This is a genomic window from Microbulbifer weihaiensis, assembly GCF_048323715.1.
Lineage (GTDB): Bacteria > Pseudomonadota > Gammaproteobacteria > Pseudomonadales > Cellvibrionaceae > Microbulbifer.
In genome coordinates this window covers 173,435-186,244 of sequence record NZ_JBLWFL010000007.1, presented here as the reverse complement: position 1 = coordinate 186,244, position 12,810 = coordinate 173,435, and the positions used below count along the sequence as shown (strand labels likewise).

The 12,810-nt window shown below is 61.8% G+C and carries 13 protein-coding genes; 4 read left to right on the top strand and 9 right to left on the bottom strand.

From position 1 onward, the window contains the following. Position 1: 1 nt before the first annotated feature. Positions 2–601, bottom strand: coding sequence for a glutathione transferase GstA (gstA, locus tag ACNKU7_RS11025; protein ID WP_418297036.1), 600 nt, complete (start codon positions 599–601; stop codon positions 2–4). Between the two features lie 23 nt (positions 602–624). On the opposite strand from gstA, the gene ACNKU7_RS11020 reads away from it, so the two are divergent. Next, the gene (locus ACNKU7_RS11020; protein ID WP_418297035.1) at positions 625–1,467 is read left to right on the top strand and encodes a sulfotransferase family protein; all 843 of its coding nucleotides are present in this window, start codon (positions 625–627) and stop codon (positions 1,465–1,467) included. A gap of 18 nt (positions 1,468–1,485) precedes the next feature. Here the strand turns inward: ACNKU7_RS11020 and ACNKU7_RS11015 are convergent, their stop codons facing one another. The 3 genes from ACNKU7_RS11015 to ACNKU7_RS11005 form a co-directional block, all read right to left on the bottom strand. Then, the gene (locus ACNKU7_RS11015) at positions 1,486–2,460 is read right to left on the bottom strand and encodes a glutathione S-transferase family protein (protein ID WP_418297034.1); all 975 of its coding nucleotides are present in this window, start codon (positions 2,458–2,460) and stop codon (positions 1,486–1,488) included. A 35-nt stretch (positions 2,461–2,495) separates the two neighbouring features. Further along, positions 2,496–2,903, bottom strand: a complete 408-nt coding sequence (locus ACNKU7_RS11010) for a DoxX family protein (RefSeq protein WP_418297033.1) — start codon at positions 2,901–2,903, stop codon at positions 2,496–2,498. Between the two features lie 304 nt (positions 2,904–3,207). Then, complete coding sequence (locus tag ACNKU7_RS11005) at positions 3,208–4,095, bottom strand: LysR family transcriptional regulator (RefSeq protein WP_418297032.1); 888 nt, start codon at positions 4,093–4,095, stop codon at positions 3,208–3,210. Positions 4,096–4,234: 139 nt separating this feature from the next. Here ACNKU7_RS11005 and ACNKU7_RS11000 point away from each other — a divergent pair, with 139 nt between their 5' ends. From ACNKU7_RS11000 to ACNKU7_RS10990, 3 genes are all read left to right on the top strand, one after another. Then, complete coding sequence (locus tag ACNKU7_RS11000; RefSeq protein WP_418297031.1) at positions 4,235–5,107, top strand: pirin family protein; 873 nt, start codon at positions 4,235–4,237, stop codon at positions 5,105–5,107. 96 nt (positions 5,108–5,203) lie between these two features. Then, on the top strand, positions 5,204–6,502 hold the full coding sequence (locus ACNKU7_RS10995; RefSeq protein WP_418297030.1) for a cation:proton antiporter: 1,299 nt from the start codon (positions 5,204–5,206) through the stop codon (positions 6,500–6,502). 67 nt (positions 6,503–6,569) lie between these two features. Next, positions 6,570–8,429, top strand: coding sequence for a monovalent cation:proton antiporter-2 (CPA2) family protein (locus ACNKU7_RS10990; protein ID WP_418297029.1), 1,860 nt, complete (start codon positions 6,570–6,572; stop codon positions 8,427–8,429). A gap of 31 nt (positions 8,430–8,460) precedes the next feature. Here ACNKU7_RS10990 and ACNKU7_RS10985 read toward each other — a convergent pair whose 3' ends face one another. From ACNKU7_RS10985 to ACNKU7_RS10965, 5 genes are all read right to left on the bottom strand, one after another. After that, on the bottom strand, positions 8,461–9,807 hold the full coding sequence (locus ACNKU7_RS10985) for a c-type cytochrome (protein ID WP_418297028.1): 1,347 nt from the start codon (positions 9,805–9,807) through the stop codon (positions 8,461–8,463). 1 nt (position 9,808) lies between these two features. Then, on the bottom strand, positions 9,809–11,416 hold the full coding sequence (locus tag ACNKU7_RS10980) for a GMC family oxidoreductase (protein ID WP_418297027.1): 1,608 nt from the start codon (positions 11,414–11,416) through the stop codon (positions 9,809–9,811). Between the two features lie 3 nt (positions 11,417–11,419). Then, a complete protein-coding gene (locus tag ACNKU7_RS10975; RefSeq protein ID WP_418297026.1) occupies positions 11,420–11,941 on the bottom strand; it encodes a sugar dehydrogenase complex small subunit in 522 nt (173 codons plus the stop codon). Between the two features lie 36 nt (positions 11,942–11,977). Continuing rightward, the gene (locus tag ACNKU7_RS10970) at positions 11,978–12,436 is read right to left on the bottom strand and encodes a lipocalin family protein (protein WP_418297025.1); all 459 of its coding nucleotides are present in this window, start codon (positions 12,434–12,436) and stop codon (positions 11,978–11,980) included. 109 nt (positions 12,437–12,545) lie between these two features. Continuing rightward, positions 12,546–12,788, bottom strand: a complete 243-nt coding sequence (locus ACNKU7_RS10965; protein ID WP_418297024.1) for a VF530 family protein — start codon at positions 12,786–12,788, stop codon at positions 12,546–12,548. Positions 12,789–12,810 lie beyond the last annotated feature (22 nt).

Sequence of the window (12,810 nt, the reverse complement as noted above, 5' to 3'; positions counted from 1 at the left end):
CCTAGGCCAGCCCCTCGTCCTGCATCGCCTTCTGCACCCCCGGACGGGCGGCCATGCGCTCGGCAAAGGCCTTGAGCTTCGGCCAGTTGCCGGTGTCCACACCGACCTTGCTGCACCAGCTGTACACGGTAAACAGGTAGGCGTCGGCGATGCTGAAATCGTCACCCAGCAGGTAGTCGCCGCCCAGGTTGTCCTCGACAAACTGGAAGCGGTCGCCGAGGACTTGTTTGGCGCGCTGCTTTTCACTGTCGTTGCCGTCCCAGAACAGGGGCACAAACGACTTGTGGACTTCGGTACTGATGAAATTCAGCCACTCCAGCAAACGGTAGTGGGGCAGGGTGCCGTATTCCGGCGCCAGCCCCTGTTCGGGTTTCTGCTCCGCCAGGAACTGCACAATGGCCGGGCCCTCGGTAAGCACTTCACCACCTTCCAGCTGCAGCGCAGGCACATAACCTTTCGGGTTAACCTGGGTGTAATCACCGCCGCTTTCCAGTTCTTTGGTCTTCAGGTTCACCTTGCACAGCTCCAGCTCGATGCCCGCTTCGCAGGCCACGATGTGCGGGGACAGGGAACAGGCACCGGGTGCGTAGTAGAGTTTCATTGAATTGATCTCCCGAGTTGGTCATGAACTTCTGGCTAAAAAAGCGCCCGATTGGTACCAGAGCGCAATCGGCGGCGGCGGGCTGTGATAAAATTTGCGCCCATCAGCCGCCCCGTTTTACTTCCGATAGTGGCATCGACATGCATCAACTGCTCGACAAACTACTCTTCAACCGCGCCACGCTGCCCCTGCGGCCGTTTTACCGGCGCTACCCATTCCGCGCTGAGGTTTCCATGCGCAGTGCCAATGACCGCGGGATGGTGGACATGGAACTGGGCTTCTTTTACAACCGCATCCCCAAGGCCGCCAATTCCACCATGGTGACGAACCTGGTGCGCCTGAAGCTGGGCTATGACCTGCCTTCCCGGCAGGCCAAGCGTACATTCCCGCACCCGGGACGCCTGGGCACGACAGACATGTCGCGCTTTCCCGGCCTGTTCAAGTTCACCGTGGTACGCAATCCCTACACCCGGGTACTGTCGGCGTACCTGGACAAGATAGCGCGCTTTCCCGAGCGCCCGGGCAACAACATTACGTTTGACGAATTTGTTCAGAAACTGAGCGACAACCGCCAGTTCCTCTACAGCAATGCCCACTGGGTGCCGCAAGCCGACCTGCTGCTGGTACCGGCCGCGGAGCTGGACTTTATCGGCAAGGTTGAGTCGCTCGACAGCGACCTGGATGAGATCAAGCGCCGCCTGCAGCCGGACAACCGCGACCAGATCACCACCGCGGGGCCGCCGCCCACCGGTGCATCCAGGAAGTTGCGCCGCTACTACAGCAACGAAAGACTGGTGGATCAGGTGGCGCGTATCTACCGAGCTGACTTCGAGACCTTCCAGTACAGCCCCGAATTTCCGGCCTGAGCCGCCATTGGCCCGCGGCTAGTTGCCGCGGCCGTGCGGTGCTGAGTAGTCCAGCTCGGGTCCCAGAGGCACGATCCCGGTGGGATTGATATTGCGGTGGCTGGCGTAGTAATGGGTCTTGATATGGTGGAAGTCCACCGTATCCGACACCCCCGGCCACTGGTAAAGCTCGCGCACGTAGTCCCACAGGTTGGCGTAGTCCGCCAGCCGCTGCTTGTTGCATTTGAAATGGCCGTGGTACACGGCATCAAAGCGGATCAGGGTCGTGAACAGGCGCCAGTCCGCTTCGGTGATTGCGTCCCCGGTCAGATAGCGGTTCTTGCCCAGCCGCTGCTCCAGTTGCTCCAGGGTTTCAAACAGCCGGTGATAGGCTGCCTCGTACGCGTCTTTGCTCGTGGCAAAGCCGGCGCGATACACCCCATTATTGACGTTTTCGTAAACAACACGGTTGGTGGCGTCGATATCACCGCGCAGCGCCTGTGGATAGAAATCCTGCGCATCGCCGGTGAGATCGTTGAAGGCACTATTGAACATGCGGATGATCTCCGCCGATTCATTGCTCACGATGCACTCGCGGTCCTTGTCCCACAGCACCGGCACAGTGACGCGCCCGGTGTAATCCCCGCGGTTGCGGGTATAGACCTGGTGCAGGTATTCACTGCCATAGAGGTGGTCACCGCTGCTGCCCTCGTCTTCCGCAAAGCTCCAGCCACTCTCCAGCATGTACGGGCTGACCACTGAAACCGTGATGTAATCCTCCAGCTGCTTTAACTGGCGGAAGATCAGGGCGCGGTGGGCCCAGGGGCAGGCGAGGGACACATACAGGTGATAGCGGCCCTTTTCCGCCACAAACCCGCCCTCACCACTGGGGCCGGCGCTGCCGTCTGCGGTGATCCAGTTGCGCAGCTGCGCCGCCTCCCGCTCAAATTCCCCGCCGTGCTTATCGGTGTCGTACCAGCGATCCTGCCACTGGCCGTTAACCAGTAATCCCATAGTGGCTCCTGAAAATCTTATTTATTTACTTTTCTTCATTGACGGCCGCCGACCCGGGCCATGGCATGGTCGAAGCTGAACTTGCCCGCCCCCGCGCAGGCCAGCACCAGAAAACCGCCGGCAATGGTGAGGTTTTTCATGAACATGATCTGCTGCATCTGGTCACCGGGTACATTGTGGAACAGCCACGCGCTGACCAGGCAAAAGAGCGCGAAGGCGAGCGCGACCCAGCGGGTGAAAAACCCGAACAGGATGGCAAGGCCGCCGCCCAGTTCGAGCAGGATCACCAGCGGTAACAGGGCACCGGGCACGCCGACCGACGACATATATTCCTGGGTACCGGCGTAAGCGCCGATTTTTGCGAAGCCGGAAACAATGAACATCACCGACATAAGAATGCGTGCGATCAGCTTGGTGAAGTCACAGAGAACAGGGTTGTTCATGGTAAAGCCCTCAGTCGTTGGACTTGGATTGAGTCAATAGTTGGACTGACAACGCTGTTCAGTGTAGTTCGGTGCAGAAGAACTAAAACCGCAAATTTTCGGTGGGAATGGCCGGATTTTTCGGATTTTCCGGCCGGGGGAAATCAAGAGGGAGGGGAGGAAGCTTCTGCTTTATGCACACCTCCCCCCCGCCCCGGAGTTGCATGGCGTGGAGCTGAGCCGGATGGCAGCAGCCCTCTATTCAAATCATACACTGCAGTCTGTGGCTTAACGCCCCCAGCCTGAGCCAGCCAGGTAATACGGCCTATTCAAACGCCGGCAAGCCTTCCCGCAACGCACGCAGCAACATGCACGCCGCGGGCCCGCTGCGATCCTGATCGGCGTACACGAGATACACGGTAACATCCCGCTCCCAGGGTTCCTCAGTAGGCAGGGGCAGCAGGCGGTCGGCGGAGAGGGACTCGCGGATGCGGGTTTCCGGCAGCCAGGCAAAACCCAGGCCGCGCTCGATCAGTTCCACCGATGTCTGCACGTTGGTCACGGTAATCCGCTGGTCCGAACCCAGCCAGCCGCTGTCCTGGCGGTTGCGGATCGCGGAATCCCGCATCACGATCTGGCGGCTGGCTTTCAGGTCCTTGCGTTCCACCGGGCGCCCGAGGTTATGCAGGGGGTGATCGGGGTGGGCGACGGGCAGAAACTTCACCCTTGAGACCGGCTCGCCCACGAAGCCCTGGGGCACCCGCGCGGTCAGGATGAAGTCGGCCTCCTGCTGCAGTAACAACTCTTCGGCGCCAGACAAAACCGTCTCGCGAATTTCCAGCCGGGTATGCGGAAACTCGGCGGCGAAACGCTCCACCGCATTCAGCAGGCAGTCGTAGTCAAAGATGACATCCACGGCCAGGGTCAGGCGCGCTTCCGCGCCGGCAGCAAGGCTGGAGGCCACCGCCTCCAGCGCCTCGGCCTCGTCGAGCAAGCCGCCCGCGCGGTTCAGCAGCACGCGGCCCGCATCGGTCAGCTCCGCCTTGCGCCCGCGCACTTCCAGCAGGGAGATCCCGAGGCTCTCCTGCAGCTTGTGCACCGCGTGGTTGATGGAAGACTGGCTCTTGTGCACCGCGTCGGCGGCCTGGGAAAAGCCCCCGTGTTCCACCACCGCCTGAAACATACGCCACTGTTCCAGAGTTACCTTGGCCATAGACCGTCCTTTGCCTGTTTTGTATCAGTAAGAGCTTATTTTCGAGAACCTGTCGATAGGGTCGAATGTTAGCTGCAAATATTTGCCATTTTCTAGCGGATTTATCGGCCTATACTGCCGGAAACGGAGGAAGAGAACCATGCAAGACTTCACATTGAACAGCGGTTCCCGGCCCGCGATCCGCGCGCTGGCGAGCCAGGCTTCGGCGGATGGCGCCGGGGTCAAGATCCGGCGGGTCGCGGGCTTCCAGGCACCGGAGCTGAGTCCGTTCCTGATGATCGATGAGATCCGCTCAGAGAATCCCGACGACTATATCGCCGGCTTTCCGCCGCACCCGCACCGGGGCATCGAGACCCTGACCTATATGTTGTCGGGCGAATTCGAGCATCGGGATCACCTCGGCAACCGCGGCGCCATTCGCCAGGGCGGTGCCCAGTGGATGCGCGCCGGGCGCGGCATTGTTCACTCGGAAATGCCGAGTCAGGGCGAGGGCGGTATGCACGGCTTCCAGCTGTGGATCAATATGGCGGCCAAAGACAAAATGACAAAAGCCGAGTGGCGCGATATTCAGCCGGATGAAATCCGCGAGTTGGCCCTCGACGATGAGGGCTCGCAGGCACGGCTGATCACCGGCGAGTGGGTCGTGAACGACGCGGAAGTTGCGGCACCGCTGACCGAGGCTGCGGCGGAAGCAGCTGTTGCCGATATTCGCCTCGCAGCCGGCGCGGAAGTCACCCTGCCACTACCGAAAGACCACACGGCAATGGCTTTTGTGTACCGCGGCAGCCTGCAAACCGAGCGCGGCAGCATCGGTCGGGGCAATCTGGTGTTGTATGGAGAGGGCGAGGCGGTACAATTGCGCGCGCTCGCGGATGGCGCCGGTCTGCTTCTGCTTCACGGCAGGCCACTGAATGAACCGGTGGCGCACTACGGCCCGTTTGTCATGAATACCCGCGAGCAAATCGAACAAACCCTGCGCGACTACAATAATGGCACCCTGACCGATTACTGAGCACCGTAATTTTGCGGGGCGGGCACACGTCCGCCCGCGTTGCGGGCGCAATGGAGTCGCGCGTAACCCTGCAAAATACCGAGGTAATCCCGCGGCATGGAAGTCTATTACACCTTTTGTTTACTCGCGGCCATCTCGGTTTTTCTCGGTTTCCTCAACCAATACGTTCTCCGAACCCAGACCACCATCGCCATTACTGCCGGCGCGCTCGCGCTTTCGCTATTGGTGACGGCGCTGGGCAAGTTCGAGATCGTCGAATTGCGCGACTGGGCAGCGCAGCTGCTGCCGGTGATGAACCTCGAAGACATTTTGCTCAAGGGCATGCTCGGGTTCCTGCTGTTTGCCGGCAGCCTGCATATTGACCTGCTGATGCTGCGCAACCAGAAGCTGGAAATTTCGCTGCTGGCGATTTTCGGCACACTGATATCCACCTTTGCGGTGGGCTATATGCTGCACTGGTTCCTGGCCTTTATCGGCCTGCCGGTGAACCTGGTGTACTGCCTGCTGTTCGGCGCACTGATTTCCCCTACGGATCCGATCGCGGTACTGGCGATCATCAAGAGCATGCACGCGCCGGAACAGGTTTCCATTCAGGTGGAAGGGGAGTCCCTGTTCAACGACGGCTTCGGTATGGTGGTGTTCGCGGTTATTTACGCGCTGGCTTTCGAGGGTGTGGATCCGACGCTGCCGGCAATCTCGCACCTGTTTTTGGTGGAGGCGCTGGGCGGTATTGCCATGGGCCTCGCCATCGGCGGTCTCTTCCACTGGCTGATCTGCTGCACCAATGACCACAGCCTGGAACTGCTGCTGACCCTGGTGATCCCCACCGCCGGTTTTGCCGCCGCCAATGTGCTGGGGGTTTCCGGCGCACTGGCGATGGTGGTGGCCGGTATCATCATCGGCAACTTCACCCGTGAAAAAGGCTTCTCGCGGGTGAGCCAGCACGAGCTGGACAACTTCTGGACCATCACCGAGGAATTCCTCAACGGCCTGCTGTTCCTGCTGGTGGGACTGTTCCTGATTACCATCGACTTCCAGCCGGTGGATTACCTGCTGATCGTGGCGGCAATCATTATCGTGCTGCTGGGGCGGGTGCTCGCGGTTACCACGCCGTTCCTGTTCCTGAAACGCTTTCGCACCTATCACCCTTATACCGGGCGTATCCTGATCTGGGGCGGCCTGCGCGGCGGCCTGGCACTGGCACTGGCGATGTCTATTCCGGCCGGCTATACCGTTGCCGGCAACCACGACCTGCGCCACTTGTGGGTGGTGATGACCTATGGCGTGGTACTCTTTTCCATCGTGGTACAGGGTTCCACCATCTCGCCGCTGATCCGCCGCAGCCGCGCCGCGGCATATCCGGAGGGGGATCCGGCCACGCCGCTGCCCGACTGAGTAATCCCGGGTCGCGGCCCAACACCTATAACAAATTCGAAACCAGGCCATGCCGCACGATAATTTTTTGCTTCAGACCGTCATTTTTCTCGCCGCCGCGGTGCTCTCGGTGCCGCTCGCCAAACGCCTCGGTTTCGGCTCGGTGCTCGGCTATCTGGTGGCCGGTGTCCTGATCGGCCCCCACGCGTTCGCCCTGGTCGGCGATACCAGCGACGAATTGCACTTTGCGGAATTCGGCGTGGCCCTGATGCTGTTCCTCATCGGCCTGGAACTGCAGCCGCGCAAGCTGTGGGCCATGCGCGGATCCATCTTCGGCACCGGCGGCGCCCAGGTGTTGCTCACCACCGCTGCCGTGGGTGCCATTGCCATTTCCCTGTTCGGCTTCGACTGGCGCAGCGCCACCGCCGTGGGCCTGATTCTCGCCCTGTCTTCCACCGCCATCGTGTTGCAGTCCCTGTCGGAGAAAAACCTGCTCAAGACCGAGGGCGGGCGCAATGCCTTCAGCGTGTTGCTGTTCCAGGACATTGCGGTGATCCCGATCCTGGCGCTGCTGCCACTGTTGGCCACCGCCGACGTCAACCCGGCGGCGCCGGGGCAGCTGCAGGGCTGGGGATATGCCGCGGCGGTTTTGCTTTCGATCGGCGGACTGGTGCTGGCAGGCCGCTACCTGCTGACACCACTGCTGCGGCTGGTGGTGGGTTCCCGCACCCGCGAGCTGTTTACCGCCTGCTCCCTGCTGATCGTGCTCAGCGCCGCCGCCATCATGACCTGGCTGAACCTGTCGCCGGCACTGGGTACGTTTATCGCCGGTGTGGTGCTGGCCGAAAGCGAATTCCGCCACGAGCTGGAAGCGGATATCCAGCCGTTCAAGGGCCTGTTGCTCGGCCTGTTTTTCCTCGCCGTGGGTGCCAACCTGGATCTCGCGCTGGTGATGCAGAAGCCGCTGTTGCTGCTAGGGCTGCTGGGGCTGCTGGTGGCAGTGAAATTCGCCGTGCTGTTTGCACTGGCGCGCATGCGCGGTATGGCGAAAGGGGAGGACTGGCTGTTTGCGGTATCCCTGGCGCAGGCGGGGGAATTCGGTTTTGTATTGCTGGCCTACGCCAGCCAGAACCGGGTACTGACGTCAGATGTGAGCAGCCTGCTGATCGCGCTGATCGCGCTGTCCATGGCGCTGACGCCGCTGCTGCTGCTTACCTATGAGCGGTTGATCCAGCCGCGGTTTTTTACCGGCCCGCAGCATCCCGACCTGACAGACTCTGCGCCCCAGGACGACGGCACCCCGGTGATCATCATCGGCTATGGCCGCTACGGGCAGATTGCCGGGCGCCTGCTGAATGCCTGCGGCTTCGGCACCACCCTGCTTGAGCACAATGCCGAGCAGCTGGAGCTGGTGCGCCGCTACGGGATCAAGGCCTACTACGGCGACGCTTCCCGCGAAGACCTGCTGCACGCCGCCGGCGCCGAGAATGCAAAGATTGTCATCCTCACCCTGAGTGACCAGGCGGCGTCGCTGGAAATTGTCAGCCGCATCCAGAAACACTTCCCGCACCTGACCATCCTTGCGCGCGCGCGCAACCGCATGCACCAGTACGCGCTGATGGAGGCCGGGGTGCAGTATATCTACCGCGAGACCGTGGACAGTGCGCTGGATATCGGTGCCGGAGCGCTGGAACTGCTGGGACTGTCGAAGCACCAGGCAAAGCGCTCGGCGCGCAAATTCAAGCAGCACGACCAGCGCATGCTGGAGTCCCTGTTCCCCTACTGGCGCGACGAGTCACAGCACATCGCCCAGACCCGCATCTACCGAGAGCAGCTGCTCCAGGCCCTGCGCGAAGACCGCCGGGATCCGGATCTGCACCTGGATCACCACTGGAAGGATTTCGACAGGAAAAAACCAGGCAAGCAAACCGTGACGCCCGGGCTGTAACGCCCGGGTATCTCGGGTATTAAGCTATCCCTCAGTCAGCCGGCGCACTTTCTGCGCTGCCGAATTGGTGACGTAGATAGCGCAGCAGTGCCTCAAACTGCACCTCGTTCAACTGGGGCGCAAAGCCCGGCATCATTTTTTCGTGGCCACCAACGGTGCGCGATACACCATCGAGAATGGTACGACGCAGGTTGTGGTCGCTGTGGGCACCTACGGTGGAATTGTGGAACAGGGAAGGGTAATAGCCATCAGCACTGCCGGCGCCATCCACACCGTGGCAGCTGGCACAGAGCCCGAGATACAGGCGCGCACCGTCCGCGGTATTTTCGCGGCCACCGCCGATGTCTTCCTCAAAGGTGTTCCCGCGTAGCGGAATCACGTCGCTGGCCGGCGCGCCCAGGCTCTGGCGCGGACGGCGATCTTTACCTTTTACCGCGGGAATACTGCGCAGATAGGTGACAATCGCGGCAATATCGTCGTCACGCACCAGGGCAAAACTGTTCTCAATCGCCTCCGCCATCGGCCCGCCGGCCTGCGCGAGGCGGTTTACGTGGCCGGTTTTCAGGTATTGCGCCAGCTGCTCGGCGGTCCACTTGCCGATGCCGCTATCCGGATCCGGGGTGATGTTGTATGCCTCCCAGCCATCCAGCACTGGCCCGCCCGCCAGGAAACCCCGCTGGCGCTCGTTGTATGCCTTTTCCTGAAACGCGAGGCCGCGCGGTGTGTGACACTCGCCGCAGTGGGTCAGTCCCTGCACGAGGTAGGCACCGCGGTTCCAGGCGCTGCTTCGCCCGGGATCCGGCTCGAACACGTCGCGCCCGACAAACAGCCAGTTCCAGATTTTCAGCGGCCAGCGCGCGCTCAGCCAGCGCGGGATTTCGTTCGCCGGCGGCTGGTTGTGCACCGGCGTTACGCCGAACAGGAAATAGGCGTACAGCGCGCGGATATCCTCGTCCGTCACCCTGGCATAGGCTTCATACGGCATCGCCGGATACAGGTTGTCGCCATCCTTGCCGATGCCGCGGCGCAGGGCGCGGTCAAACTCCTCCAGGCTCCAGCTGCCGATTCCAGCTTTGAGATCCGGGGTGATATTGCTGGTATACAGGGTTCCCAGTCCCGGCACCGGCATCGGTCTGCCACCGGCGAACGGCAAACCATCCGCGGCGGTATGGCAGGCCTTGCAGTCCCCAAGCACAGCCAGGTAGCGGCCCCTGGCGATCAGCTCCGGGCGGTTCAGCTCCCGGTTCACTTCCAGCGCACCGGCCGCGTCCCAGATTTCCTGGGCCTGCGACCAGGCAGGCCACAACTGCAGGCACAGCGCCAATAGCGGCAGCCACCAGCACCACCCCCTGTCATCCGAGTGATCAGCGACCCGCATCTCACGCCTCCCGCAGCAGCTGATCCGCCAGGCGCAGTGCCAGCGCAGCGATGGTGAGGGTGACATTCACCGTGCCCACACTGGGCATCACGGAACTGCCGGCAATGAACAGATTCGGGTGGCCGAAGGTGCGGCAGTCCTTGTCCACGACCGAGTCTTCCGCGCGCGCGCCCATGATCGTGGTACCGGTGATGTGGTTATTGGGCGCGAATTCATCGGTGTAGGTGATTCCGGTGGCACCCAGTAAACGCGCTATCTCGCTGTAGGTCTCGCGGGTGTGCCGGGCGCTCCTGGCCACATAGTCGCCGATGCTGTAGGTGATTTCCGGGCGCGGAATACCACTGGCATCTTTCTCCGTGGCGCTTGGCACTATGCGGTTACCGGGATCCGGCAGTAACTCGTGGAAGCTGTTGAACTCCACATAGCGGGCAGCCAGGTCGCGGATACGCGCGTTGAGTGCGGGAACGTCCACGCCGAGGTTTTCCCCCAGGGCCACATGGGCGGCATGATCAACGGCGGACAAGTTCGACAGGTGCAGTTTTTTACCGGCGTATTCGGCCCGGAAGTCGCCATCGCGGAAACCCACCACCGAGGTCATTTCCTGCGGGCCGCGCCCGGGCCACAGGGGTTCGTCGGCGTAGAAACGGATACCCGTACCGGGGTGATCCATCAGGTTGCGACCGACCATGTCGGAGTGATTGCCAACCCCGTCGGGATGGTGGTGGCCGCGGGAAAGCAGCATCAGTTTGGGTGTTTCGATGCCATTCGCTGCCAGAACGAAGGTTTTCCCGTCGACCCGGAAGTTGTTGCCCGCAGGGTCTTTGTATTCCACCGCGACGATGCGATCACCCTCACTCACCAGCCGGTTTACCACGGCGCTGTGGATCAGCCCGGCACCGCTGGCCTCAGCCTTTTCCACATGGATGATGCCGTTATACATGGCTCCGATCGGGCAGATCGGCATACAGTTGTTGTTGCCGCAGCAGGTTGGGCGGCCGTCATAGGGGCGGCTGTTGCGCGCCACCGGTTCGGTGACCACCCGCCAATCCGGGTTGTGCGCATTCATGCGCTGCTTGATGCGCGCCTCGTTGTACGACAATGGCAGCGGGTTCATGGGGTAGGGCTGGCGGCGCGGCGATCCGAGATCCTCGTCCGCCGGTCCCCAGACCCCGAGTTCGGCCTCTGCGCGCTGGTACCAGGGCTCCAGGTCCGCGTATTCAATGGGCCAGTCGCGACCGACGCCATACAGGCTGTTGAGCTTGAAATCACTGGGCAGGAAGCGCCAGCAGGACGCCGCCCAGTGCCAAGTAGTGCCACCCACCGCGCGGATGTACTGGGAGTTGAAACGGTGGCGGCCCTTGAGGATCAGGTAGTCGTTTTTGCCGGCACCGTACTCCGGGTGCGGTGCCCAGGGCGCGCTGGGATAGCACGCCATAAAATCGGTTTTATCCGCCTGGTTGCGGTAACGCTCCACGGTCTGCCAGCGCGGCAGGCGCGGGCCTGCCTCCAGCATGATCACGGTTTTTCCGGCGCGCGCCAGCTCACTGGCCACCAGCGCACCGGCCACCCCGGAGCCAACGATGACAAACTCAGCGGCTGCGTCTGCCACCGGTCACACCTCACCGTAACGCGGCAGCGGTGCACTGGCCCAGTCGCCCGGTTTGCCCGTGCAGTAGGTTCGAACCGGCAGTACATCGGCCACCACTCGGTACATCAGCGCGCGCTCGAACGTCACCAACTTGCCCTCGATAACACCGGTGTACCAGGCGGCAACGATGCGCTGTGCCGCCTGTGAATGGCGCTGTGAGGCATCCGGATTTTCGCTGAGCTGATCCAGCTGGTGCTCAAAGTCGTCGTACTTGCGATTGAGGATGGTCAACAGGCGCACCGCAACGCGCTTGTCGATGCGGGCGTTGAGGGGGAGGGGAGAGAGCAGGTTGCGCGAAACCGTGAAGAACTTGTCCAGCCGGCGGGCGGCCGCCTCAACCGACGGCGTTGCGGGATCCCGGGTCCCCTGGGATGCGATCAGAGCTGCCGGGCCGGCGAGCAAGCCGCCGGCAAGCGCCAACTGGGAACGCAGAAATTGTCTTCGCCGGATTGCACCCACATGATCCCCACTGCACAGTTTTCCCACAGATAATCGCAGTATAGGAAAGGCTGGGAATCCGTTTCACGGCGACGGTGAAGATACCGGATCCTGGGAGACGAACAGGATTCTGGAGGTATCGAAGCCCAGCTCGGCAGCCCGCGCCAGAAACGCCTGCCGGGTCTGCGCATCGACCTCGGGCTTGCGCGCCAGCAGCCACAGGTAGGAGCGGCTCGGCCCGGCTACCATCGCGTAGCGGTACTCCTTGTCCAGGTCGAACACGATATAGGATCCATAGAAAGGGCCGAAAAAGGATACCTTGAGATGAGCGATCGTGGGGTCTCCGACAAAGTAGGCCTTGCCCTCCGCCGACTCCCAGGCGCCTTTCTCTTTCGAGTAGCCCCGGTTCACAACCCTCACACCGCCGTCGTCCCGCAGGCTGTACTCCGCGGTGACATTCGTCAGCCCGCGCTCAAACGAGTGATCCAGGCGCGCGATTTCATACCAGGTGCCCAGATACCGGTTGAGCGCAAAGTTATCCACAGGTTGTATGCCTTCCGGTATCCCGGTGCAGGCAGCCATCAAACCTGTGAATAACAGCAGTAGTGAGCGGAGCGCGTGTTTACTCATCGGCAGAACCAAACCGTTGGGTTCAGGAGGTCTTCCACGGGTTTTCCCGGCAGAAGGTAGCGACGTACAGCGCTTCCACCTTTTCCCGGGCCCAGGGGGTCTTACGTAAAAACTTTAGACTGGATTTGACCGACGGATCATTTTTGAAGCAGTTCACCGGCACCCGCTCCGCGAGGCCCTCCCAACCGAAATACTCTTCCAGCTCAATCACGATGGTCTCCAGCTTGATGCCGTGGAGTGGGTTGTTGGGTTGATCGTGGTGCATAGGGTCAGTTATCCGGCAGGTC

What these genes read in the sequence shown, in the direction of transcription:
- ACNKU7_RS11005 (WP_418297032.1), bottom strand. Translation starts at nt 4,095, where the DNA reads ATGGCCAAGGTAACTCTGGAACAGTGGCGTATGTTTCAGGCGGTGGTG.
- ACNKU7_RS11015 (WP_418297034.1), bottom strand. Translation starts at nt 2,460, where the DNA reads ATGGGATTACTGGTTAACGGCCAGTGGCAGGATCGCTGGTACGACACC.
- gstA (WP_418297036.1), bottom strand. Translation starts at nt 601, where the DNA reads ATGAAACTCTACTACGCACCCGGTGCCTGTTCCCTGTCCCCGCACATC.
- ACNKU7_RS11000 (WP_418297031.1), top strand. Translation starts at nt 4,235, where the DNA reads ATGCAAGACTTCACATTGAACAGCGGTTCCCGGCCCGCGATCCGCGCG.
- ACNKU7_RS10995 (WP_418297030.1), top strand. Translation starts at nt 5,204, where the DNA reads ATGGAAGTCTATTACACCTTTTGTTTACTCGCGGCCATCTCGGTTTTT.
- ACNKU7_RS10985 (WP_418297028.1), bottom strand. Translation starts at nt 9,807, where the DNA reads ATGCGGGTCGCTGATCACTCGGATGACAGGGGGTGGTGCTGGTGGCTG.
- ACNKU7_RS11010 (WP_418297033.1), bottom strand. Translation starts at nt 2,903, where the DNA reads ATGAACAACCCTGTTCTCTGTGACTTCACCAAGCTGATCGCACGCATT.
- ACNKU7_RS10965 (WP_418297024.1), bottom strand. Translation starts at nt 12,788, where the DNA reads ATGCACCACGATCAACCCAACAACCCACTCCACGGCATCAAGCTGGAG.
- ACNKU7_RS11020 (WP_418297035.1), top strand. Translation starts at nt 625, where the DNA reads ATGAACTTCTGGCTAAAAAAGCGCCCGATTGGTACCAGAGCGCAATCG.